Annotated in this window: 22 protein-coding genes and 1 pseudogene; 16 read left to right on the forward strand and 7 right to left on the reverse strand. The window is 37.6% G+C overall.

All coding sequences use genetic code 11. From position 1 onward, the window contains the following. Positions 1-783 precede the first annotated feature (783 nt). Complete coding sequence (locus FJR06_RS01930) at positions 784-2913, forward strand: Rne/Rng family ribonuclease (protein ID WP_168650550.1); 2130 nt, start codon at positions 784-786, stop codon at positions 2911-2913. Positions 2914-3151: 238 nt separating this feature from the next. After that, a complete protein-coding gene (locus FJR06_RS01935; protein ID WP_015078746.1) occupies positions 3152-3796 on the forward strand; it encodes a ribonuclease HII in 645 nt (214 codons plus the stop codon). Positions 3797-3809: 13 nt separating this feature from the next. Here FJR06_RS01935 and FJR06_RS01940 read toward each other — a convergent pair whose 3' ends face one another. After that, complete coding sequence (locus FJR06_RS01940; RefSeq protein ID WP_015078747.1) at positions 3810-4409, reverse strand: DUF1997 domain-containing protein; 600 nt, start codon at positions 4407-4409, stop codon at positions 3810-3812. Between the two features lie 110 nt (positions 4410-4519). Here FJR06_RS01940 and pheA point away from each other — a divergent pair, with 110 nt between their 5' ends. Further along, positions 4520-5371: a prephenate dehydratase gene (gene pheA / locus FJR06_RS01945; protein ID WP_168650552.1), complete on the forward strand. Its 852-nt coding sequence runs from the start codon at positions 4520-4522 to the stop codon at positions 5369-5371. Here the strand turns inward: pheA and FJR06_RS01950 are convergent. Then, on the reverse strand, positions 5361-5534 hold the full coding sequence (locus tag FJR06_RS01950) for a hypothetical protein (protein WP_158310505.1): 174 nt from the start codon (positions 5532-5534) through the stop codon (positions 5361-5363). The two genes, pheA and FJR06_RS01950, sit on opposite strands and share 11 nt — an antisense overlap. Positions 5535-5558: 24 nt before the next feature. Between FJR06_RS01950 and FJR06_RS01955 the strand changes: the two genes are divergently transcribed. Next, the gene (locus FJR06_RS01955) at positions 5559-6296 is read left to right on the forward strand and encodes a GDSL-type esterase/lipase family protein (protein WP_168650554.1); all 738 of its coding nucleotides are present in this window, start codon (positions 5559-5561) and stop codon (positions 6294-6296) included. Between the two features lie 199 nt (positions 6297-6495). On the opposite strand, the gene FJR06_RS01960 is transcribed toward FJR06_RS01955, so the two are convergent. Further along, positions 6496-7854, reverse strand: coding sequence for a DUF3370 domain-containing protein (locus tag FJR06_RS01960; RefSeq protein WP_015078750.1), 1359 nt, complete (start codon positions 7852-7854; stop codon positions 6496-6498). A gap of 41 nt (positions 7855-7895) precedes the next feature. After that, on the reverse strand, positions 7896-8474 hold the full coding sequence (locus FJR06_RS01965; protein ID WP_015078751.1) for a pyroglutamyl peptidase: 579 nt from the start codon (positions 8472-8474) through the stop codon (positions 7896-7898). Positions 8475-8540: 66 nt separating this feature from the next. Between FJR06_RS01965 and hisH the strand changes: the two genes are divergently transcribed. Together hisH and rsmD are read left to right on the forward strand one after the other, a co-directional pair. Continuing rightward, positions 8541-9176, forward strand: coding sequence for an imidazole glycerol phosphate synthase subunit HisH (gene hisH, locus FJR06_RS01970; RefSeq protein WP_015078752.1), 636 nt, complete (start codon positions 8541-8543; stop codon positions 9174-9176). A 66-nt stretch (positions 9177-9242) separates the two neighbouring features. Beyond that, positions 9243-9824, forward strand: a complete 582-nt coding sequence (gene rsmD, locus FJR06_RS01975) for a 16S rRNA (guanine(966)-N(2))-methyltransferase RsmD (protein WP_168650556.1) — start codon at positions 9243-9245, stop codon at positions 9822-9824. Positions 9825-9995: 171 nt separating this feature from the next. On the opposite strand, the gene petG is transcribed toward rsmD, so the two are convergent. Further along, positions 9996-10109 carry a cytochrome b6-f complex subunit V gene (gene petG / locus FJR06_RS24165; RefSeq protein ID WP_015078754.1) on the reverse strand — a complete coding sequence of 38 codons (114 nt, stop codon included), beginning with the start codon at positions 10107-10109 and terminating at the stop codon, positions 9996-9998. A gap of 199 nt (positions 10110-10308) precedes the next feature. On the opposite strand from petG, the gene FJR06_RS01985 reads away from it, so the two are divergent. From FJR06_RS01985 to secA, 7 genes and pseudogenes are all read left to right on the forward strand, one after another. After that, positions 10309-10683, forward strand: coding sequence for a cytochrome c (locus tag FJR06_RS01985; RefSeq protein ID WP_041458229.1), 375 nt, complete (start codon positions 10309-10311; stop codon positions 10681-10683). A gap of 332 nt (positions 10684-11015) precedes the next feature. Then, a complete protein-coding gene (locus FJR06_RS01990) occupies positions 11016-12164 on the forward strand; it encodes a VWA domain-containing protein (protein ID WP_168650558.1) in 1149 nt (382 codons plus the stop codon). An 18-nt stretch (positions 12165-12182) separates the two neighbouring features. Then, positions 12183-15422, forward strand: coding sequence for a tubulin-like doman-containing protein (locus FJR06_RS01995; RefSeq protein WP_168650561.1), 3240 nt, complete (start codon positions 12183-12185; stop codon positions 15420-15422). A 66-nt stretch (positions 15423-15488) separates the two neighbouring features. Then, the gene (locus FJR06_RS02000; RefSeq protein WP_168650563.1) at positions 15489-17327 is read left to right on the forward strand and encodes a hypothetical protein; all 1839 of its coding nucleotides are present in this window, start codon (positions 15489-15491) and stop codon (positions 17325-17327) included. A 76-nt stretch (positions 17328-17403) separates the two neighbouring features. Further along, positions 17404-18168, forward strand: a complete 765-nt coding sequence (locus FJR06_RS02005; protein ID WP_015078759.1) for a hypothetical protein — start codon at positions 17404-17406, stop codon at positions 18166-18168. Between the two features lie 134 nt (positions 18169-18302). After that, positions 18303-18839 (forward strand): annotated as a pseudogene (locus FJR06_RS02010) (cytochrome C). Positions 18840-18980: 141 nt separating this feature from the next. Further along, positions 18981-21761: a preprotein translocase subunit SecA gene (secA, locus tag FJR06_RS02015; RefSeq protein ID WP_168650565.1), complete on the forward strand. Its 2781-nt coding sequence runs from the start codon at positions 18981-18983 to the stop codon at positions 21759-21761. Between the two features lie 121 nt (positions 21762-21882). Here secA and FJR06_RS02020 read toward each other — a convergent pair whose 3' ends face one another. Next, positions 21883-22080, reverse strand: a complete 198-nt coding sequence (locus tag FJR06_RS02020; RefSeq protein ID WP_168650567.1) for a type II toxin-antitoxin system PemK/MazF family toxin — start codon at positions 22078-22080, stop codon at positions 21883-21885. A 40-nt stretch (positions 22081-22120) separates the two neighbouring features. Between FJR06_RS02020 and FJR06_RS02025 the strand changes: the two genes are divergently transcribed. The 3 genes from FJR06_RS02025 (at position 22121) to FJR06_RS02035 (ending at position 24348) form a co-directional block, all read left to right on the forward strand. Next, complete coding sequence (locus tag FJR06_RS02025) at positions 22121-23245, forward strand: ATP/GTP-binding protein (RefSeq protein WP_015078761.1); 1125 nt, start codon at positions 22121-22123, stop codon at positions 23243-23245. A gap of 11 nt (positions 23246-23256) precedes the next feature. Next, entirely contained in the window at positions 23257-23892 is a 636-nt protein-coding gene (locus FJR06_RS02030) for a DUF3226 domain-containing protein (protein WP_015078762.1), read from the forward strand. 138 nt (positions 23893-24030) lie between these two features. Further along, on the forward strand, positions 24031-24348 hold the full coding sequence (locus FJR06_RS02035) for a helix-turn-helix domain-containing protein (RefSeq protein ID WP_015078763.1): 318 nt from the start codon (positions 24031-24033) through the stop codon (positions 24346-24348). A gap of 124 nt (positions 24349-24472) precedes the next feature. On the opposite strand, the gene FJR06_RS02040 is transcribed toward FJR06_RS02035, so the two are convergent. Beyond that, positions 24473-25561 (reverse strand): hypothetical protein, encoded by a 1089-nt coding sequence (locus tag FJR06_RS02040; RefSeq protein ID WP_015078764.1) that lies wholly within the window; start codon positions 25559-25561, stop codon positions 24473-24475. Positions 25562-25611 lie beyond the last annotated feature (50 nt).

Raw genomic sequence — 25611 nt, forward strand, 5'->3', positions numbered from 1 at the left:
ACTACCTGTGATCATCACGGGAGCGAAGGCAAAAATATAAGAGTGTAACTTCTAAGATTGTATCCCAGACAAATTCCGCTGCTGATTACAAACCACTCTCTCTATGGCTACCTTGTGAATCAATCACTAACAATAGCTTTCGTCAACTTCTCCATTCACTGATACATTCTATCTCTTAAATAAGACTTGCTTTGATTGCGGGCTTTTATGCAATTGCTGCAAATGCAAGTGTGTTTAATTGTAAAAAATACCACGTAAGTATTGACAGAGATTAAAACCCTGCCAAAATTCTTGTAAAGATGACTCAGTGAGTTATCTGCACCCAGCTAGACTTTCTAGTAAAAACACGGATAGTGAATCCAGTGCTAAAGGCAGATTTCCCTCCGTCAGCAGATGGTAAACCCAAAAAGAAACCGTGTCTAAACGCGGAGGTTTTACACAAAGTGTGTGCTATTTAGATATAGTCAACTTTACTTGATGAAGCGTTAACTTTGAAATAGATATCTACGGATATCCAAAGTTTAAATAGCAGCGTATAGTATGGAAAATCGGCCAAAGGCGGTTGATTGAAGTCTGTAAAATATATGCAGCTATTCAGGAATAATCCGGCGTATAAACGCATCCAAGGTATCATTAGTTAGCTCTTCATAACTTTGCAGAGCTACTCAAATTGCGAATTTTTATTACTAGTAGCGTCTTGTAGCAGCGACCGTCAGGACAAGCGGGATAACAGAGAACTTCCTTGTAATTCCCAGCGGTGCTGCCAATTTTTGAGGAAATTGAATGCCAAAACAAATTATCATCGCGGAGCAGCATCAAATCGCTGCTGTATTTTCGGAAGATCAAATACAAGAACTCGTTGTAGCTACTGGTCATCACCAAATTGGTGATATCTATTTAGGTGTAGTAGAAAATGTCTTACCTGGGATAGATGCGGCTTTTGTCAATATCGGCGACCCAGAACGCAACGGTTTTATTCACGTCACTGATTTAGGTCCATTAAGGCTAAAACGTAGTGCAGCAGCGATTACAGAACTGTTGACACCACAGCAAAAAACCTTAGTGCAGGTGATGAAAGAACCAACGGGATCAAAAGGACCCAGACTGACAGGTAACATCACCTTACCTGGTCGTTATGTCGTGTTGATGCCCTACGGACGGGGAGTAAATTTATCGAGACGGATTAAGAGCGAAAGTGAACGTAATCGCCTGAGAGCTTTGGCAATTCTAGTAAAACCAGCCGGAATGGGGCTGCTGGTACGCACAGAAGCAGAAGGCAAGCCAGAAGAAGCAATTATTGAAGATTTAGAAGTGCTGCAAAAGCAGTGGGAATTTGTGCAACAAGAAGCAGTAACCTCTCGTTCCCCAGCTCTACTGAATCGTGATGATGACTTTATTCAGCGCGTTCTCAGGGATATGTATGGTGGTGATGTGAATCGCATTGTTGTTGATTCCAGCACGGGCTTAAAACGGGTCAAGCAGTATTTACAAAATTGGAGTGGTGGACAAACACCCCAAGGATTGCTAATTGATCATCACCGCGATCGCTCTCCTATCTTAGAATATTTCCGGATCAATGCGGCTGTCCGCGAAGCCCTCAGACCGAGAGTAGACTTACCATCAGGTGGTTATGTCATCATCCAACCGACAGAAGCCTTAACCGTCATAGATGTTAACTCTGGTTCTTTTACTCGTTCCGCAACCGCTAGAGAAACAGTGCTGTGGACAAACTGTGAAGCTGCGGCGGAAATTGCTCGTCAGTTACGGTTGCGGAACATTGCTGGGGTGATTGTGGTTGATTTCATTGACATGGAATCTCGACGTGATCAAATGCAAGTTTTAGAACACTTTAACAAAGCTCTAAAAGCTGATAAAGCTCGTCCCCAAATTGCTCAACTGACTGAACTAGGTTTGGTTGAACTCACTCGTAAACGTCAAGGCCAAAACATTTATGAATTATTTGGCGAAACTTGTCCTACTTGCGGCGGTTTAGGACATACCGTCAGATTACCGGGAGAAACGGAAAACCGCTTACCCATTCCGGCTGCGGACATCCCAGAGCGGTTTGTACCGATGCCACAAAGGGAATCTCGGACACCTGCACCTACCCGCATTCCTGATATTGGTAGCGTAGCCCAAGCCACACCCCGCGATACCTATGATGGTTTTGGAGATGGTTTTGAAACTGAACCAGAATTTAGCTCTCTCCATTTGATCAATCATCCTAGTTACCAAGAACTAAATGATAAGCGCCGGACCCGGACTCGTCGGAGTCGTATTGGTGTGAATGGCGCTAATGATAAAGATGAATCCCGCTTACCTACCAATCCTTTAGCTTTTGTCAATGATGCAGATTTGGACTTAGAAGAACCTGAATTACCAATCCCAGAAATCGCTCCACCTACTATTAATAAATCCGGTTGGACAGAAAGGCCAGAACGGGCAAAAGTCAAACTAGAACCGATTAAGGTAGAACCACCAGAGATTATTAATGTGGAAATGTCAGCAAAGGAACAAGATACTTATGCTGAAATGGGAATTTCTCCTTTACTCAAGTTAGATCGGGAGGGAAAAAATCCAAGATCGGTGATTATTAATGTTGTTCAACCAGGACAATCACCTATTGAAGAAACTGAATTTATCCCCGAACCAATTGTAATGGAAAAGACAATTCCTGAAGTTGTCACCATTAAAATACCGCAACCAACTTTTGAGCTAGAAGAAGAATCATCTTTCCCACCATTAGCAATATTCCCAGAATTGACAATAGTTCCCCAAGTAAAAGCAACTGAAACTGAAGGAAAAACTGAAATAGAAGCTGAAATAGAAGCTGAAACTAATAATGGATCTACTCCTAATCGTCGTCGTCGTCGTCGTTCATCAGCCTTAGATCCAGATGTTTTCGGACTATGATTTTCATGATTTGTGTGATTTATGTGATTGATTGATTAATTAATTAATTAAGTAGGTAGGTAGAACGGCTTGAATAATTCAAAGTTTGTAGTGAGGAATAAATTCCAGATTTTTTACATTACTTAATCTACTTTGATTTATTTTCGTCTACTTACTTACTTACTTAAATCAATTACATAAATCATAGTTACGACTAATCATCTGAATCAAACAAATCACACAAATCACAGTTTAGACAATGGGAGAAATTAAACCTGCACTCTGGGATAATTCGAGTTGGTTAGAGTTTTCTAGCTACTCAAATATGCAGGGTGCAGTTGGGGGTGTGGACGAGGTAGGAAGAGGGGCTTTATTTGGTCCTGTGGTGGCAGCGGCAGTTATATTACCAGTAGAGGCTTTATCAATCCTGATGGTAGATAACATTAAGGATAGTAAAAAGTTGTCTAGCTCTCGCAGAACTAAACTAGCTGAAAAAATTAATACCCTGGCGTTAGACTGGAGAATTGGTTATGCTACAACTGCGGAAATAGATGAGTTGAATATTTTACAGGCAACTCTATTAGCTATGAAGCGGGCTGTTTTGAAGTTGAAGGTAAAGCCTGAACTGTGTTTGATTGATGGTAATCAGTTGGTGAAGAATTTGCCAATACCACAAGAAACAATTGTTAAGGGTGATGAACTATCGCTTAATATTGCCGCAGCTAGTATTATGGCTAAGGTTTGGCGTGATGATTTGGTGCAACGGTTAGCATTAAAATACCCTTTATATGATCTAGAACGGAATAAAGGTTACGGAAGTCCGCGTCATTTACTGGCACTTCAAAAATACGGACTCTCACCTTTACATCGGCGTTCTTTTCGTCCTTGCCAAATTCCATCTTAAAACTACTCAAAATTCAAAGTTGGTAATATGGCTTGGTCACTCTACCGCTATCAGGAATGTTATGATCAATCTCGTTATTTTGAGTTTGCGAGATTACCCAATGCCGATAATCTGCTAAGAGGTGATGTAACAATCTTTGTTTAATTGTCAGTAGCACACTTTTGAGTAATCCATTCCCTGTAGTTTCTAAAATTGATTTGGGTGTAAAGGAAAATGGTTGTGGTATGTCTACTAAAACTTCCAAATCAGCTTTCCCTTGCAAGTGAGTTTCACCATTGAGTTGAACTGGTGATAAATAGCCTTTTAAATTCAGCGCAAACCTTTCGTTAATATACTCAAAACCCAGTATTTCACAACCGAGCGATCGCAAATAAATTGTACCGCTGGCATCTGCCCAAACTCGCATATCTACGGTTGGCTGAATACTCAGTGACATAAAAGACAGAGGACGCATTTTTAACCGAAAAACTTCGTCAGAAAGTTGTTGAATTCTTGTATTATCAGCTAAGGCATTGACCAAACGTTGAGGTTGACGCAAGTAGTGTTGAATAGGAATAGATTGCTTAGGAACGGAAATTTCCACCGATTGAGAGGCAATAAACTTAGTAACCATGAGCAAATTAAACCATTTGTTTTTTTTATTGTAATATTTTTTAACAATTTAAATTGCTAAAAAATCAAACTTTCATTTCATTATTAATTAAATTCGCCAAATTTAAAAGCATGAATCTGAAAATCGCTCATTTAGGTCCACAGGGAACTTATACCGAACAAGCAGCTTTTTTTTATCTCAACTGGTTAAAAACCCATCAGGGCATTATCGCTAATTTATATCCTTATCCTAGCATAGCTCAATCACTACAAGCTATAGCAGATAAAAAAGCAGAAATAGCTGTTGTCCCTGTGGAAAATTCTATTGAAGGTAGTGTCAACATGACACTGGATAGCTTATGGCAATTGGATAATTTAAAAATTCAGTTGGCGTTAGTTTTACCAATTCAACATACATTAATTTCCTATGCAACTAACTTAGATACTATTAAAACTGTCTATTCTCATCCCCAAGCGTTAGCTCAATGTCAAGGATGGTTGTCACGTTTTTTACCAAATGTCAATTTAATTCCTAGTAATTCTACTACTGAAGCACTACAGAGATTAGAACAGGAAGTAACTACAGCGGCAATTTCTTCTAGTCGAGCGGCGCAATTGTATAATTTACCTATTTTAGCTAAGAGTATTAATGATTACCCAGAAAACTGCACTCAGTTTTGGGTGGTTAGCACGGAGGAAAATCATCCCATTGATTGTACTCATACATCCTTAGCATTCAGTGTACCAGCTAATATACCGGGCGCATTAATGAAAGCATTGGCGGTATTTGCTCGTTTGGGTATTAATCTCAGTCGGATTGAATCGCGTCCTACAAAACGCTCTTTGGGCGAATATTTATTTTATTTGGATATTGAAGCAGATGTGAATGCACAGATGATGAAATCTGCTTTAAGAGAGTTACAAAATTATACAGAAATCTTGAAAATCTTTGGTAGTTATAGCGTGTTACCCATTAGTTTATAATTGGTGATTGGTGATTGGTGATTGGTGATTGGTGATTGGTGAAAACTATTCTTCTTTTTTCTTCTTTTTTCTTCTTTTTTCTTCTTTTTTCTTCCTTCTTCTTCATCCTGACTCCTGACTCCTGACTCCTGACTCCTGACTCCTGTAATAGAATCTTCTGCAAATATCCATTACATTACTTTTTAAAATGTCAAGTTTTCAGACTTCTACCTTAATGCAATTATCTGTATCGCCAAAACTTTGTCAACCTTTAAAGATTGTCGCCTTGGGAGATAGCTTAGTATATGGATACGGTGATCCAGAAAAAGGTGGTTGGGTGGAACAACTGCGACGGTGGTGGATGCTACCGGATAGTGTGGGTCATGTGCTTTATAATTTGGGAGTAAGGGGCAATCGCACACAGCAAATTGCCCAACGCTTAGAAGTGGAATTTCGCCACCGGGGAGAAATCCGCAATCGTGTACCAGACTTGATTATTTTATCTGTCGGTGTCAACGATACACCTCGATTAAGAAGTCCCAAGGGCAGAAACTACACAGATTTTAGTCAGTTTGAATCAGAAATCGCCACATTACTAGATCAAGCAAAACAACTTTGTCCTGTGGTGTTTGTGGGGATGGTTCCCGTAGACGAAACAAAAATGCCTTTTCTGGATTGTTTATTCTACAATCACGCTGACCAATACCGCTACAAAGAAGCAACACGGCAAGCTTGTGAACAAAGACAAATTCCCTATTTAGATATTTTTGATCAATGGATGCAACGTAGTCAAGGATGGAGAAGTGAACGGATTACCAATGACGGACTGCACCCGAATACACTGGGTTATCAGGACTTACTAGAATCTGTACTTAACTGGAAAGAATTATCGGAATATCATTGTCAAGCTGATTATGGGGCAGAATTGCAACAAGAATTTAGATGAAAATAGGGATTTTATTTATTAACTTACCTTTGGGGGTTAAAGTCCCCTGCTTCTACAAGCAGCGGGTTTTGCGTCGGGGTAAAATCCCCGTTGCAAAACGTAATTCTAAATTCTAAATTCTAAATTCTGCATTCTTTTAATTACCCTTAATTTGACACCAATGAGCATTGCTAAACCCCTACAGTTTAATGCTGTTTACCTACTTAACTTGAGTTGATACCGTTAAAACCTGTGGTGGTGAAGCATCTGGTGGATACAGAAAGTCAACTTGGACTAAAGATGTATTTCCTGGTTTTATATTCAACGATACCAAAGGTTCTCCCGTTTCACCACGCTTTTGAATTAAATGCACAAATTTATTTTGCCATTTTCCCTGGTCTTGATAACGTAAGCGCACAGTCCCTCGGAAGAAGATTTGACGCGCTGGTAGCTTAAAAAAGCGAAGTCCAGGTTTACTTAATTGATTTTCTTTGAGGGGAGTTTGGACTGCAACACTTACGGTTTGTTGATTTTGAGTATTGTTGTATAAAGGTAACTTGAGACTATATTGAATCCCATAATTACCATGAGCGTAATAAGCAGTATCAGGATAGCGCACTAACATGGGTGCGGTTTGAATTTGATTTGTTCCTAATGTTCCCCCATGTAAGGTACTCAAACCGTAGGAAAACGCTGCACCCGGTTGAGGAATAGTTAAATACTTGCTTTTTGGTGTATCTACTATATCGGCTAACCATCGAGAACCCTTAGATACTCCCGCTACACGTCCGTAAATTGTCGGTTTGTTGTTTCCTGTGATAGGAGTGGGGACTTTATCTCTAGGGGTGGATAATTCACCATTATCTAATAAATTTTGCCATTCTGCTAAATTAGGCGATCGCTCACTACCGTCAGTATTTGTCCGGGCAAACATCGCCAAACTTGCGGCGTAAACATTACCATTACTTCGCAGTCGCAGATATGTAGAACGACCATTTAAAGGGGGTGTTAGTCCTTGGACGGGAATTGGTAAATTTAATAACATCTGACTTGTCCCTGGGGGAATGACAATTTGGGAGGGAAAAATATCTTGTCTTTTTCCTCTCAAAATATCAGACATGACTCGACTCCCTGGACCTGCAAAAACTGTTCCTAAATCATTAGGGATTAAAGATGGTAATTCCTTAAATGGGGCATCTGGTTGACTTAAATAACTCGCACCTTGCCATATATTTACTGTCACCGGTTGAGAACCAGGATTATGTAAGATGATGCCCAAATACAAAGAACGTAAATTTTCCGGTGGGTCAGCTTTAGCAATATGATGGGCAAAAATATCAAACTGTCCACGCAAGGGAAAATCTAAATGGGCTGATGTGACTTTTTTTCCCGTTGCGGGAAAGGTAGAAAGTAAAATTCCTTCTTTTAATACCAGTTCTGGACTATTGCTATTAAATACCGGCACTGAATCCAATTTTCCCGGTAAAGGACGGACTGATTGTATTTGTAATATTTCTTCTGGTGGTGGTGTGGCAGGAACAGCTTGAGCAAGAGTTAAAGCTAGTAATAGTGGCAACATAATAATACTGAGTAATTTTTTTTTAACAGACGGGAATTTTTCTAAAGAAGTGCCAAGTTATTCATGATCAAAACGAAATCGGCAATTATCTTGAGCGAATTTTCTGGATTTAAAATTGGGACATGAACAAAAATACACTTAACTGACAGTTGAGACCGGTGTAAATAGTCTAAAACTGAATAATAAAGTCCCTCGCAGACAAACTTACCACAGTCGTAGCTAATCTCAACTGCGGCTGTTCCGACTAATAATTTTTCTAAATCCACGCTGGTTTGGAAAATATTTTCGGGGGAATTTCTAGACTCTTGAGGTAAGATGTCGGCAGAATTTGTAGACTCTACAGGCAAGGTGCTTGTGCTACTGGCAAGGACTTCTACGCTTAATTGGGAACGACTTGCAGCCATACCACAACAGATAATATAGTCAGGTTGGAGTTCATTAATTTTGGCAATGACGAGAGAACTTGCCAGTTGCACATCGACAGGGAGACGGTGCAAAAATTCTAAATCATGGGAGAGTGAAGCCATTTTGGCTAGTCCGAGTAACAAGTCATCGGATGAATTTGACTCTTGTTGGCTTAACCAAATGTCAAAAGAAGTTAATAGTATTTTTTTTTGCATTATAAATAATAATTAGAATTAGAATAATTAAAAGCCCTGCCTCATAAATTTACAAGGAGCAGCTAAATGGCAGTGATTGCAGTTGTTGATTACGATATGGGAAATTTGCACTCTGTTTGCAAAGGATTAGAAAAAGCTGGTGCGACCCCTCTCGTTACTTATTGTTCTCAAGAGTTGGCAAAAGCAGATGCTATAGTTTTACCAGGAGTGGGAGCATTTGATCCAGCGGTACAACATTTGCGATCGCGTGGTTTGGAACAACCGATTAAAGATGCGATCGCTTCTGGTAAACCGTTCTTGGGTATTTGTTTAGGATTACAAATTTTGTTTGAATCCAGCGCCGAAGGAACGTTACCAGGACTAGGAATTGTCCCCGGAAAAGTCCGCCGTTTTCGTTCTCAACCGGGGATGACAATTCCCCACATGGGTTGGAATCAACTCCAACTTAACCAACCAAAAAGTCTTTTATGGGAACATTTACCTATCGATCCTTGGGTTTATTTTGTGCATTCTTATTATGTTGAACCCACAAATCCCCAAGTTCGCGCGGCAACTGTGACTCATGGTGATCAAAGTTTTACAGCAGCGATCGCTCATGAAAATCTCATGGCTGTCCAATTCCATCCTGAAAAATCATCAAATGTCGGATTGCAAATTCTATCTAATTTTGTGGCTCAAGTCCGTGAAAAAGTTTTTGCTTAACAAAAGTTTGTAATATTTTCAGGTGTTTATTTGCTCAAAGTTGAAGATTTAATGATCAATTAAGTAATGAGTCTAAGAATTTACGGGAATCGTCTGCTTAAAACTTTACCAGGTGAACATACCAGACCTACCAGTGCGCGAGTCCGGGAAGCATTGTTTAATATTTGGCAGGGAACAATCGTTGGTTGTCGCTGGTTAGATTTGTGCGCCGGTAGTGGTTCTATGGGCGCGGAGGCTTTATGCAGGGAAGCCAGCGTCGTTATCGGCATTGAAGAATCTAGTCAATCCTGTGCCATTATCCAAGAAAATTGGCAACAGGTAGCCAAACCAGACCAAAAATTTCAGCTATTACGGGGAGATGTCACCCAACAGTTAAAAAAATTATCAGGTCAAAAATTTGACAGAATATATTTTGACCCACCTTATACTAGTGGATTATATGAACCAGTATTACAAGCGATCGCTCAATATCAGCTTTTAGATTGCCAAGGAGAAATAGCCGTCGAACATCGTTACAGAAATTGGCAACCAGCAAACATTGACAACTGGGAAATCTGCCGTCAAAAAAGCTATGGCAAAACAGCTTTGACATTTTATCAAGAACAGGGAACAGGGAACAGGGATCAGGGAACAGGGAATAGGGAATAGGGAATAGGGAATAGGGAATAGGGAATAGGGAATAGGGAATATACGGAGAATTTTCTTCTTTCTTCTTTCTTCTTCCTTCACTCCTGACTCCTGACTCCTGACTCCTGACTCCTGACTCCTGACTCCTGACTCCTCACTCCTGACTCCTCACTCCCAACTCATCAATTAATATCAGCCGCCCAATTCGGTAGGACGTTTGTATTGTCTATAAGCAGCGTAGAATAATCCGCTTAAAGTTACAAAAACTAAACCAAGCACAATACCTGATAGTAGGGGTTCAACCACTGTAAAGCTCCTTGTTGTAATTATGGAAAGATTCGTGTCCTGTTTTTGATTTTACCAAATTTGGCAATAATCCCCCATCCCATAACAGTTTTAAATCTAAATACTAGATAAAAATTATCATTTGTACTTGCGAACACCATCAAGAAATTTTAAGCTATGTGTAGGAAATGAAAACTTGCACATTGTCAAAGCAACCCTTTTGGATAACCAGCTCATCAAACCTGAAACCCTAATTCAACAGTTCGTTATGTTCACCGTAGCGATGCTGATAGCCCTCCCATTAATCCTGTTTGGGATTGAGATAGTAAAAGCCTCTGATCCTTATGTTAAAAGTGTTCTATCCCTCCAGGGAAACCCAGTCCAGGGAAAAGCTATTTTCCAAATCAACTGTGCTGGTTGTCATGGTTTAGAAGGAAATGGACTAGTTGGTCCGAGTTTACATGAAATCTCCAAATATAAATCCCGCTATGGACTAATTCATCAAGTAACTAGCGGTGAAACTCCGCCTATGCCTAAATTCCAGCCCAGTATTCAAGAAATGGCAGACCTTTTAAGCTATCTAGAAAGTCTATGAACTTTTGTCAGACAAAATTAAATTCACTCGTTAAAAGAGGCAATAGGGAACAGGGAACAGAAAAATTCAAAGGTATGTAACGATATGTAAAGTTGTCTTAATACGAGATGCTGGTTGAGGGTAAAACGCAAAGATTGTAAAGTTTTATTGCAGGATTCAACAATTGTGGATTTGTATTAACTGATAATCAATAAGAAGTATACATGATATGATATGACGGCGTTACATAATAGCTATATAAATTATGTTTCGCGTCAAGGCGTAAAGACGAAAACTTTAAGACTCTTTGTGTAATAATTCTGATACACACTATTTAATGGGCTATAGGGTTTGTGACTTTGACAAAAATTACCCCTGGACAACCACTGACTGATACGCAAAGAAATGGCTTACAGTTAGTATCCCTGTGGGGTGGGGGTAAACGTGATGTGGTTTTAGCTATTGATATCACGGAAAGTGTAGGTTTAAATGATCAAGGTCGGATTCATTTACGTCAAATAGTTGAAGACAGTCTCAAACCTGGAGATTCTGTTTATGTTGTTCCCTTTGCTCAAAATTTGGTTTTTGATGCCGTTATCTCTGTTGAAAATCCATTAGGAACACCCATATATTTTAGAGATAAAAATTCGGAAAATATTAATAAAGTATTAGCGAAAATTCCTTTTAATTCCGACCCTAACCGCTATGGAACAGATATTCAAAGAGCAGAGTTAATAGTATATCAAGGTATTGCCCAGATTAATCAAAATCGAGTTTCCAAAAATCAACTAATTAAGCCGCAATCGGTTGTTTGGATTACTGATGCACCGTTATCTACTAAACCAGGAATTACTTCCCAAGTTTGGATAGAAACTCCTGCTAATAGTCCTTTTAGAATTGCGACATCACCGGAAAGTCAAGAAAGACAGAATTGGATTAAGGCTTTATCATTCAAAGAGCGATCGCTCATCATTAAAAACCAAGATAATAAAGATTATACATTATCTGTAGTAGACATTAATCCTACAGTTCAAGAAGTTTGCACACCAGTACCAGGAGGACAAGAAACTTGTTTAGTTAATCCTTATTTATTCAAACAGCTATGGCTACCAAGTTTAATTTTATTATTCATACTTGCATCAATGGTAGGGGGTATATTAAAATATGCTAAATTGCAAAAAAAATGGGAGGTACGAATTAAGTTAGAAGATGATGGAGAAGATGAAGAACGAATATGTAGATTACCAAATAATAAAAAAATTGCTATTGGTGAATATGATCCTAGCTGTATACATTCTATTGACTTTAGAGGTGGAGAATTACAAGCATATTTAGAACGGAAAGGAGAAAAACTTTATTTAGTTCCCACAGAAGATACAAAAATTGAACTTAACAATAAAAAAGTTACATCACGAACTCTCATATCAACTTCTAAATTTACCCTAAATTGCCCAGATTCACGCCAGAGAGAATACGAAATATCTATCAAAATCAAGAAATAGTTTATAGGGAAAAACATCATGACTCAAGCATCTGCAAAGGAAAACCAAACTAGAGGAATTAATCGGACAATTTGTATCGGTTTAGGGGGAACTGGTAGAGATGTATTAATGCGAATTAGAAGGTTAATTGTTGACCGTTATGGAGACCTAAATAACTTACCAATTGTCAGTTTTGTTCACATTGACACAGATAAAGCAGCCACCCAAGTTACAGGGATTAGAACAGGGAGTACCTATCATGGTGTGGATTTAAGTTTTAAAGAAGCTGAAAAAGTCGGCGCTACCATGTCATCAAGAGATGTCACCATGTTTGTAGAAGGACTAGAACGGCGTTCGGAATATAGTAATTACGGACCTTATGACCATATTGGAAGATGGTTTCCTCCTGGGTTATTGCAAGATGTTGGAGCAATTGAAGACGGAGCAAAATGTATAAGACCTGTAGGAAGACTAGCCTTTTTTCACAACTACCAAAAAATTAAAACATCAATTGTAACAGCAGAAAACCGAACGAGAGGACACGAATCTTTTTTGCTGAAATCGGGGTTAAGAATTGAACCAGGGTTAAATATTTTTGTTGTTGGTTCTCTCTGTGGTGGTACAGGAAGTGGGATGTTTTTAGATGTTGCTTATAGCCTTAGAGATATCTATAGAGATGAAACTGCTAAAATTTTTGCCTATTTAGTGATTAGTCCTGATTTATATGGCAATACCAACAAAATGATTACAAATACTTATGCGGCTCTGAAAGAATTAAATTATTACAGCACTCCCGGTACAACTTTTGAAGCAGTTTATGATCTTGAAAATTCGGTAATTGTACAAAATAAAAAAGAGCCATTTGACTATGCTTATTTAATTTCTAATAAAACGCTAGGAGAATATCAGATTCTGACACAAGGTAAACTATGTAATGTGATTGCTCATAAGATTGCTCTTGATTTTTCAGGTGAATTAGCACCTGTAATGAAAAGCAACAGGGATAATTTTAAAGAAAAAATGATTGAATCAGATAAACATCCTCGTCGTAACACCCAAAGATACTTAACATTTGGACTGTCAGCAATTTATTTTCCTCGTGATACTATTATTGAAATTGCTTTAACAAAGGTAGGTTTAGAGTTAGTCAGGTTTTGGTTAAATGGTAAAGGTCAAAGTCCAGATCCTATTAACTTACTTGAGCAATTTTTGATTCAACATAATTGGCATAATGACTTAGGCAAACGAGATGGTTTAACTAATAAATTAGCAGAGTCTGTAGAAGAATCTAATAAGACCTTTAGTAATAGTCTCAAAAATTGGCAAAATAAATTATCCCGGTTAATTACTGAATGTAGAAACAAGGATGACCGCACTAATATCCGTCAGCAACTAGCAACAGAGTTTTATAAGCAATTTCGCACAGTGCAACCAGGAGAAACAGAAAGTAGTCGCGGTTATTGGTTGACGAAATTAATGCAAGCTACTCCCAAAATTACCAAAGAACTTAATGGGAATATTGATGATTATGTGATGCAATTACTCACACCAGTAGATCCTAATTTCTCCATTAAAAATACACACAATTGGTTAGATTCTCTTCGACACGAATTACATAAATATCAACGAGATTTACAAGAATCAATTACTGATTTTGGAGGAATGAAGCGCTTAGAAGATGTAGAAAGAAAATGGGATAATGCAGAACAAACAATTGAAGATATGGAAAATAAAATAGGTATTCCCTTTGTTGATTTCAAAAATATTCCATTTCAGGAGGAGTGCAAAAAAGTAATGCAAGAAGTTTACAAAATTATCAAGCATAATTTTGAATTAACTGTATTGCAAGAAACTTTGAAAATGGTCAATCAATTACAAAAGCAAGTTCAAGAAAAAGAAAAGCAAATTGCAGCTTTTAGTAGTTTAGTAGAGGACTTAGAAAGTGCTTATGAAAAAGAGGAACGAGAATTAAAACAATTGAATTTCGATGAAATGAGTGGAGAGGCAATTTTTGATACTGAAGATATAGAACTCTGCTATCAAACAATGATTCCAGAAAATGATAGTCGTCCTCAATTAATATTAGCAAGTTCAGCACTTACCGAAGAAAATGGTAGAGGAGCATCTTTAGCTTTTTTCCTGAATATAGAACGTACTACTCAATCTCAGATAAAACAAGAAATTGATCTGAAAATTGATAGTTTATTTGCTTTTCGAGGTAGCAATATTGTTACTTCTGTGATTAAACGCTTCATGCAAAAATACTCCTTAGCTGCGCGTTCAACTCGTTTAGCACAAATTATGCAAGAAGCTCAACCACTTTTGCGTTTAAATTTGAATGATCCTTATTTTCGAGATGAGACTGGTAAAAGTAGTAAATTAGTAGGTTATAAGAATACAGATGAATTAGAAGTCAAACAGTTTAAAAGTTTGCTAACACAGGACTTATCTGTTCAACAAAGTCAATTAAAAGAAGTTCAAGCAGATGATGAGATATTAATTGTTAATGAATATGCTGCGTTTCCTTTGAGATTAATTAGTAGTCTGGAAAGAATGAGAAATCCATATTTACGAGAACAAAATTCTGGTAAATCTTTTTTGCATAATGATTATCGTATATCCTTTCCTGATATTATGCCACCTAATGCTGGAAAAATGGAAGAAGTGGAAAATATTTTTTATCCTTGTTTAGCATTAGAACTGTTAGCAGAAAATCATGCTACTCAAGAATTAGAGTTTCAATATTATGACCATTTTCAGAATAGTTATGATACTGTTTCCTTGAGTGGAATTTGGATAGAATCTTTGGAATATCTAGCTAGTAACCCCAATATGACTGAAGCATTAAAGCAAATTTTGGATAATACAATTTTAGAAATGGAAAATAATCCAACATTATGGGAAAATGAATATTTACCCAAATTGCGTCAATTTCCTGATAAGCTGACCAGAATTTCCGAAGATAGTCCTAATTCTCTCTATAAGACAAGAGTATATACAGATACAAGGAATACTACCGATAATACAAGGGAGGGGGCTATAAATCGTTTTTTGAAGAAAATGGAAGCAAAATTTATAAACACAAAGTCAATTTTACCAAGAAACAATACAGGAACTCAAAAATCTATTGTGGGGGAAATAGTTGCTAATTCTTCTGATAATCGTTCAAGACGACGACAAGAATTAGAGCAGCTTAAACAAGATTTAGATGAGGGTTTTATGACTCCAGAAGAATACGAGCGAGAAAAACAAAAAATCTTTCTGCAATATCCATTATAGTTTTTCATGGGTAGTTCATATCTACCCAATTCTCGCAAACTTCTTGCACTACCAAAGGTCATTTTTATGCCACTATTACTACTTTACTTAGTTTTCATCATCCTATCTATAGTTACTATAGTTACTATTCTTCTTCGCAGATCTCTTTATCGCTATTTAATACTTTTGACTAATAAAGTCCAAAGATTAATCAAAACAGGATCAGCGGAAGGACAACCGAAAATTATCCAAACATTAGAAGCTAGATTTGAACAAGCTAGTAAACAATTAGAACAGGTAAATACAGGAGCATTAATAGACCAGATTTATAGTCAGGAAACAATCAAGGGATTTACCTGTGAACAAATAGATTATTTATGTCGAATTCTGCCAAATTTACTGTTAGCTTTTGGGTTACTGGGAACTTTTTTAGGTATCACTATTAATTTATCTACCCTTAGTCAAACGATTAATCAAACTAATGCTAGTGATGTTAGTAATTTAGTTACTGAATTAAAGAAACCATTACAAGGAATGAGTATTGCATTTAGTACGAGTTTGATAGGAATTTGCTTGAGTTCTATATTAACAATATCCAATGGTATCTGGAATACTAGTTTTGCAAAATATCAATTAATTAGTTCTTTAGAAGATTATCTAGATAATGTATATTTTCCTGAAGTGCAGGGTGATACCCGTCTTGATAAAATAGTTAATAAAATGGTATCCCAGCAAGATGAATTTTTAACAAATTTTGGGGAAACAGTGCGAAAAGCTGTAGAACAATCTATGGGAAAAGTCGCAAAACAAATTGCTGACGGGAATAAAGAAACTACAGATTTAGCTAGACAGGTTTATGAAAAATTTACAGACGCTGCTGGAACTATATCTCGTGCTGCTAATGAGTTTCAAAATTCTATGTCAGACTTAAATGCAACCTCTCAAATCTTTAAACAGTCTGCTGAAACTTTTAATCAAAGTGAGTTTCCTCTCAAATTATCATTAGCTACTGTAGATTTGGGTAATACACAGCAGAAATTTTCTGAGTCAGCTACAAGTTTAGCAGCAACAACGGAATTGATTATAAATGCCTTAATTGAAATAGAAAATTCTAGTCAGAGTTTAATTAATTTAGGAGAAGAAATAAAATCTATGAACCAAACTTCAATTCAGGTACTAGAATTACATCAAAATAACCAAAATCTTCTTAGTGAAATTATCCCCCAACTTCATGCAGGAGCTAATATTTACGAAAAAGCAACTAGTAAATTAGATGATTTAGATCAAAGAGTGGGAGATAAATTCAATAATTTTGATCAATTAATCACAGCTATGAGTCAGTTATTAGAAAATGTGAAAACATATACAACGGAATTAATTAGCACGGTTTCAACGGAAACTGAAAATTCTAGTCAGAGCTTAATTAGTTTAGCTGAAGAGATAAAAGCTATGAACCAAACTTCAATTCAAGTATTAGATTCACATCAAAATAACCAAAATCTTCTCACTGAAATTATTCCCGGACTTCAGCAAGGAGCTAATAGTTATGAAAAAGCAGTTAATAAACTGGATGATTTAGATCAAAGAGTGCGCGATAAAGTTAATAGTTTTGATAAATTAATCACAACTATTGAGCAGTTATTAAAAACTGTGAAAACATATACAAATGATGTGAATACTGCTACTAGTATAGCATCTAATCAAATAGATGCTAATAATCAAAAACTGATGAAATTATTAGAGAATAATAATTCTCAACTAATTGCTGAATATCAAAATGTGAGTAATACCATTATTCAAGGAATTGACAGACAAACTAATATCAACAAGAAGGGTTTTGATGCTAATATTAAAGGTTTGGAGCTATTAATCAAGAATCTTGAGAAATATCAACAAAAACTTGATGACACAAATAACGATACATGAGGTGCGTTACGCTGGCGCTAACACACCCTACTGTTTAAATTGACTAACAAATTTACAAAAATAAAACATTGCAATTATGGCTCGTCGTTCACGCTACACAGAATATAATGAAGATCTAAACGTTTGGCCAGCATTTACTGATTTAATGTCTAATGCGTTTATGATATTGGTTTTATTTTTGTTTTTAACTATTATCATATCACAAATCAATAAATCACAGATTAGTAAAAATATCAATCAAAGTGTTCAAAATTCAGAACAGTTAGCTTTAAAAATCAAACAATTACAGCAGCAAGTAAAATATTTACAAATACAACTACAACTACAGTCTGAAAAACAATCAACAGATACACCTCCAATCATAGTTATAAAAGATCAAGGAGATTATAGATTTGCTTCCGGTAGTGCGGAAATTCCTGCGAAAATGTCAACTTATATATTTAACCAAATAGTACCGGAAATAGAAGCTAGAACTAAACAATATGGGATTAATGTAGTAGAAATAATCGGACATACAGACGGACAAGCTAATAGTAAAGTAACAAGTAATTTAGATGTAAATTTAGAAAATGTAGCTAGTGGTAACTTACAAGTAGGAAAACTACAAGCTGGTTCTAATGCTGATTTAGGATTAATGCGGGCTTTGTCAGTTGTGAAGGTGCTGGGTGATATCCAGAAAAAACAAGGTAAACTATCTGGACTATCATTTCGTGCTTATTCTGCGGCACAATTAATATTACCAAATGGAAAATTTGCAGGGATAGCGCGGAAAGAGGATGTCACTCGACGACGAATTGAAATCCGTTTTACACGGTTGGGAGAAGTGCGAGAAGTTAGATAAAAAATCATACTTCATCTATCAAAATTTTGCCTTCCCCCTTCTATCAAAAATCTATCACCTTCCCAGATTCGAGACTATTCCTAATTTGATCTAATTCTTCCGTCTGAACTCCTGAACTCCTAACTGAGAACCTTATGTCAAATGTAGCAAAAAGCAAATCCCACCGCCGACTAAAACGCCAACTACTTATCGTCATGCTGGTGATTTTTGCTTGGAGTGTGGCTATGGGCTGGATATTAGGATTCGCTACCAGCGCTCGCGGTGCAAATCCTGTAGACTCAATTGGGACTGTTGATGTCGTACCAACACAATACCAACCAGGACAAGAACTGTATTTAGAAAACTGCTCATCTTGTCATATCGCATTACCACCGGCTGTATTTCCTAGTTAAACTTGGAAAAACCTTTTACAAGACTCCCAGCACTATAGCGTACAAATTAAGCCTTTAGGCAAACTTGAACATCTTTTAGTATCAAAATATCTTTACACCTTTTCCCGTGTGCAACTACAGGAAGAAACAACACCCTATCGTCTCAAGGACTCTCGTTATTTTAAGGCTTTGCATCCTGGTGTCAAATTACCCACTCCTATAAATATGGGTAGTTGTGTGAGTTGTCATTTTAATGCTGATAAGTACGACTTCCGCAGCCTTAGTCCAGAATGGAAGTAGGGGTAGGAGTTTAGGAAGAAGAATTTTCTCAATGACGAATGACCACTGACCAATTACCAATTACCAATGACATTCAAAGTCTATAATTATATAGCTAAAGCTTAAATCTCCATTTCCCTTGATTTAATTCTATAAACTGCCATGCTAAAACTTTTGTTGGGCGATCCCAACGCTCGTAAACTTAAAAAATACCAACCTTACATTACAGAAATTAACCTCTTAGAGGAAGATATTAAGCCGCTGTCTGATGAACAGTTAAAAGCGAAAACCGTCGAGTTTAAACAACGGTTGGCCAATGGCGACACCCTAGATGATATCTTGCCGGAAGCCTTTGCTGTGGTTAGGGAATCAGGACGGCGTGTCTTAGGATTGCGACACTTTGATGTGCAACTTCAGGGTGGGATAATTCTGCATACTGGGCAAATTGCCGAAATGAAAACTGGTGAGGGGAAAACTTTAGTAGCTACCCTACCAAGTTATTTAAATGCCCTGACTGGTAAAGGTGTCCATGTGATTACCGTCAATGATTACCTGGCGCGTCGGGACGCGGAATGGATGGGTCAGGTACACCGGTTCTTAGGGTTAAGTGTGGGGCTAATTCAGTCCACTATGACCCCCAGTGAACGCCAAAAAAACTATGAGTGTGATATTACCTATGTCACCAACAGCGAAATAGGCTTTGATTATCTCCGGGATAATATGGCTACTTCAATGGCTGAGGTGGTACAACGTCCGTTTAATTTCTGTGTAATTGACGAGGTAGACTCGATTTTAGTGGATGAAGCCCGGACTCCATTAATTATTTCTGGTCAGGTGGAAAGACCAACGGAAAAATACTTACAAGCGGCAGAAATTGCTTTTAGTCTCAAAAAAGATGAGCATTACGAAGTTAATGAAAAGGATCGTAACGTTCTCTTGACAGATGAGGGTTTTGCAGAATCGGAAAATCAGTTGGGTGTGACAGATTTGTTTGACCCAGAAGACCCTTGGGCGCATTTTATGTTTAATGCGATTAAGGCTAAGGAATTATTTCTCAAAGATGTGAATTATATTGTCCGCAATGACGAAATTGTGATTGTAGATGAATTTACAGGTCGGGTACTGCCGGGACGGCGTTGGAGTGATGGTTTACACCAAGCTATTGAAGCCAAGGAACACGTAGAAATTCAGCCAGAAACCCAAACTTTGGCGACAATTACCTATCAAAATCTGTTTTTGCTCTATCCCAAGTTGGGGGGAATGACGGGAACGGCAAAAACTGAGGAAGTGGAATTTGAAAAGATATACAAACGGGAAGTGACGATTATTCCCACCAATCGGATTAGAAGACGGGAAGACCTGTCTGATATGGTGTTTAAGACTGAACCAGGGAAGTGGGGAGCGATCGCTAAAGAATGTGCCGAAATGCACGAAAATGGTAGACCTGTGTTAGTGGGGACAACCAGCGTCGAAAAGTCCGAACTTCTCAGCCGACTCCTCAAGGAAATGGAAATTCCCCACGAGTTACTTAACGCTAGACCAGAAAACGTGGAACGAGAAGCGGAAATTATTGCCCAAGCTGGACGCAGTGGGGCTGTAACTATCGCTACCAACATGGCAGGACGGGGTACAGACATTATCCTGGGTGGTAACTCTGAGTATATGGCGCGGTTGAAACTGCGGGAATACTTTATGCCTCGCATTGTTAGCCCTGAAGATGATGAATTTGGCGTACAAAGGGCTTCGGGTCTACCTATGGGTGGTAGCGGTGGTGGACAAGGCTTTGTTCCTGGTAAAAAGGTGAAAACTTGGCGGGCTTCTCCAGAAATTTTCCCCACCCAATTAAGAAAAGAAACAGAACAGCTTTTAAAAGCGGCTGTAGAGGTGGCTGTGAAGGCTTATGGTGAGCGCAGTTTACCGGAATTGGAAGCAGAAGAGAAGGTAGCTGTGGCGGCGGAAAAAGCCCCGACAGATGACCTGGTAATTCAGAAATTGCGGGAAGCTTACCAGCAGATTAAGCATGAGTATGAAGAATTTACTGTCCGCGAACATGATGACGTTGTCAACAGAGGTGGTTTGCACGTAATTGGAACGGAACGTCATGAGTCACGACGAATTGATAACCAGTTACGCGGACGAGCGGGAAGACAAGGCGACCCTGGAACGACAAGATTTTTCCTCAGTTTAGAGGATAACCTATTGCGGATCTTTGGGGGCGATCGCGTTGCCGGCTTGATGAATGCTTTCCAAGTGGAAGAAGATATGCCGATAGAATCAGGTATGTTAACTCGCAGCTTAGAAGGCGCACAGAAAAAGGTGGAAACCTATTACTACGACATCCGCAAACAGGTGTTTGAGTATGACGAGGTAATGAATAACCAAAGGCGGGCTATCTATGCGGAACGTCGCCGGGTGTTGGAAGGTCAGGATTTGAAGGAACAGGTGATAAAATACGCAGAAAAAACGATGGACGACATCGTTGATTATTACATCAACCCTGATTTACCTTCGGAAGAATGGGAGTTAGAAAAGTTAGTAGATAAGGTGAAGGAGTTTGTTTACCTGTTGGCTGATATGCAGTCTGGACAGTTGGAGGATATGGGGATGATGGAAATTAAAGCTTTTCTCCATGAACAAGCGCGGATTGCCTATGATATGAAGGAAGCGCAAATTGACCAAATTCAACCGGGTTTAATGCGCCAAGCAGAACGGTTCTTTATTCTCCAACGCATAGATACTTTGTGGCGGGAGCATCTGCAACAAATGGATGCTTTGCGTGAGTCTGTTGGTTTGCGTGGTTATGGGCAAAAAGACCCGCTCATTGAGTATAAGAGTGAGGGTTATGAGTTGTTCTTGGATATGATGGTGAATATCCGCCGTGATGTGGTTTATTCTCTGTTTATGTTCCAGCCTCAAGCGCAACAAACTGCTGAGATGGTTTAAGGGTTTTTTTCTCGCAACAGACGCACAAGGCACGGAGGGTGTTTTCTGCGTCTTTGTTTTATTTTTGTTTCGCGCAAAGTCGCTAAGGAGCAAAGGCGCAAAGGAAGAGGAGGAAGAAGAGTTATTCGGCGAACATTTCAGCTAGGATATCCAGAACTGTTTTTTGTTCTTCTGTAGTAATTTGACCCAGAAGTTTGACTAATCGAGTTTTATCTATTGTGCGAATTTGGTCTAGGACAATTTGTCCATTTTGTCCTTGAAATTGACAGGTTACTCTTGTGGGGTATGGTTGCCCTTTTAAGGATGCTGTATGCTCCAATTTCTTGTAAACTAATGAAAAAGGATTAGGTCAATTTTCTATGCTGAAGTCTTTTGAAATACGCAACTTCAGAATCTTTGATCAAATAGAGGTTAAAAAATTAAGTAATATTAACCTTATTGTCGGTATGAATAATGCTGGTAAGAGTACATTTCTCGAAGCAGTAGAACTCTATGCCAGTAATGCTTCCCCTATGACTATACTTGAGCTTGTAGAATCAAGGCAAGGATCTTGGATTAGTGAAGCACAACAGCATCCTCCAAATTTTCTTAGTAATCCCATACGTCATCTATTTTTTAGTCATAAATTACCCGATATAGGAGAACAAGGTATCATTATTGGAGAAATTTCTTCAACCTCAAAAATTCACATCGGCATTGCTGTATATCAGATTAAATCTGATGATGAAGGGACAATGAAAAGAATTCGCATTTCTGGTGAGCAACTATATGAAGACTTATCAAATATTGAAGTTATTCTAGTAGCAGAAGAAGGCGAAAAAACTCGAAGAATCTTGAGATTAGATAAGGATTTTAGAGAAATTAGACGTGGTTCTAGAGTTGTTTATGAACGACAAGATTCTGAATTAAAATACAAATGGCAATTTGTCTCGACAGAGAATATGCCCAACCGAAAATTAGCTGCTCTATGGGATTTGACAAGTTTAACCAGTTTGGAATCAGAGGTGATTTCTGCTCTTAAACTTATTGAACCTAAGATATCAGGAGTTGCTTTTGTAGAAGACATTAGTAAAGGCCGTAGTAGCGACAATCGTATTCCTCTAGTAAAAGTTGAAGGTATAGATGAACCATTAGCTCTTAAAAGTATGGGTGATGGTTTAAATCGTTTATTTCATATCATGGTAGCTCTGGTGAATGCGAAAGATGGAATTTTGTTAATTGATGAATTTGAAAATGGCTTGCATTGGACAGTACAACCTAAAGTTTGGGAGATTCTTTTTCATTTTTCCGAAAAGCTCAATGTTCAAGTATTTGCAACCACACATAGTCGTGATTGTGTAAATGGTTTTGATAGTGCATGGAATAAGTATCCTTTACTTGGTGCTTTCTTTAGACTAGAAGTTAAAAATAATCTGATTAAAGTAAAAGAATATTCTGCTGAAACATTGGCAGATTCTATTGAAATGGACGTTGAAACAAGATAAAGAGAAATAGTATGAAAGATATTTGTAAACAAGATACCGATAAAGTGTTACTTTTGGAAGGTAAAAATGATTGTCATGTTGTTATGGCTTTGTGTGCTGCTCACCAAGTTCCTGAAACTTTTGGAATATATGAATGCGGTGCAGATACAGAAGTTTTGAAGCGTCTGAATGCTTTGATATCCCGTTCTAATGCTCCTCAAGTAATCGGAGTAATGCTTGATGCTGATAGCCCTTCTCTAGAAGGAAGATGGGCAAGCATTAAAGGCAAATTAACTCATTATAGCTATAACTTACCTAAGATTCCTGATAAGCATGGAACAATAATTAAGGGTATTGAAGATGAACCTAAACTTGGATTTTGGTTGATGCCGAATAATCAAGATTCGGGTAAATTAGAGGATTTTTGTGCAGAATTAGCAAAACCTAAATCTTTAGAATTTGCGAAAGAATGTATTACTAAAGCACAAATTAATAAATTAACAACTTTTAAATCATTGGATCTTAGTAAAGCAATTATTCACACATATCTAGCTTGGCAAGATGAACCAGGATATCCTATGGGACAGGCAATTACTAAACAATCTCTTCGTCCTCATACAGATATTGCTATAAAGTTTACTGACTGGTTAACACGGTTATTTAATTAAAAATTTTTCCTCATCTTCCTGAACAATAGTATATGGTATCGCTACACCTAAGCAAGACATTGACTTAATTGAAGCAAGACTTGAAAGGGCAAAACAGCATTATAACCAAGTTTATCGGTAAGAGAAAAATAAATAATCATGACAGAAAATATTGAAATAACAACTAGTAGCGGTAATGTATTTGCTGATTTAGGTTTACCCAACCCAGATGAAATGCTAGTAAAAGCAGAACTAGCACGCAAAATCAGTAATGCTATCACCGCACGTCATATCACCCAAGCTGAAGCGGCTGAATTATTAGGAATTGATCAACCAAAAGTTTCTGCTTTAATGAGAGGAAGACTCACAGGTTTTTCTCTAGAAAGAATGTTTAGATTTCTCAATGCTTTTGAAATTGATGTAGAAATTAGAGTAAAACCTAAATCTAGCCATAATGCCCGAATAACTGTAGTTTAATTCGAGCTATTTCCAAGTCAAAATTCATAGCAAAATTACAAGATAGAAAATAACACACTTTGGAAAAACACATTAGAACTGAATGAATTACGAAGGAGGGTTGTCATGATTTTCAATTATTCTCTTACCTTAAAGTCCGAAATATCACCCTTCCCGGATACTCTTGCTGATTAATTTTGGTATAGACTCGCAAACAAGTTAATACTTCACCTGGATTACCACCACAGTCTAATTGCAAGTCATCTTTAGAAAATTCACAAACATCACCATACAGTCCTGATAACTGTTTGAGTCGGACTTCATTACCTGCTTTCATAGCTTTATCAACGGCTTTTCTGAGAAGACGACGAGATTCTTTTTGTAATTTTCCCCACCAAGAATAACGTTCAGCCGGGGGAATAAATACTAAGGAATGAATGGCTTCATCCATGTCAATCCAGGCACATAAATTTAAAATAGTATCAGTATTTTCCTCGGATTTTTGCAGGCGGTGAAAGCGATCGCTTAATGTGTCAATATATTGATGACGTTGTTCTAATTTAGAATGTAAAGAAACTACGTCAAAGCTAAAAACACTTTTTAAAGCATGATGTAAGTCTGGATCTATTTCAATAAACTTAATATATAAAAGTAAAAATCCGGCGATTAAATATAAATTTTCAGAAAGATGAGTTTGGGCAATTCCTGAATTTACCAAAGCTGTTTGAGATAAACATAATCCTTTGGCCTTAACTGTACCACTTAACCCTGGATAAATAATTTCATCACGGACAAATGGTAATTCCTCCAGATTTATATGATCTACAACTGCACCTACTTCTTGCGCTAATTCTAAGGCCTTATGTCGCCAAAATGTAGCTACATCTTCAGGAACTCGCAACAGTTTTCTATGAATTTCGTTCCATATTTCCGCATCAATTTGGCTTTGAATACAAGAATTACCAAGATAAGATTTTAATTCTGAATCATCATTAAAAGCATCTTTTAATTTTATTAACTGAGGTTGTTTTAGATCCCCAACTTCTTGAAGAAGTCGGGGATCTAATAATTGATGAAGTTCTTGGAGAATTTCTTCTGATAGCTGAAATCCGGTATCAAGCGGATATTCTTGATTTGCTTTTGTTAAAGTTGCGGCTAATCCATATAAATTAAACCGTAATATTTTGGCTAATTCTGAGTTTTTTGTATTTAGTAGTTTATGTAAATTCTGCATAATTTTGTTAGGATGAAAATAGAAGATTTTATATCCCCGACTTCTTAAAG

The sequence above is a fragment of the Dolichospermum sp. UHCC 0352 genome (assembly GCF_009711925.1).
GTDB classification, from domain to species: domain Bacteria; phylum Cyanobacteriota; class Cyanobacteriia; order Cyanobacteriales; family Nostocaceae; genus Dolichospermum; species Dolichospermum lemmermannii.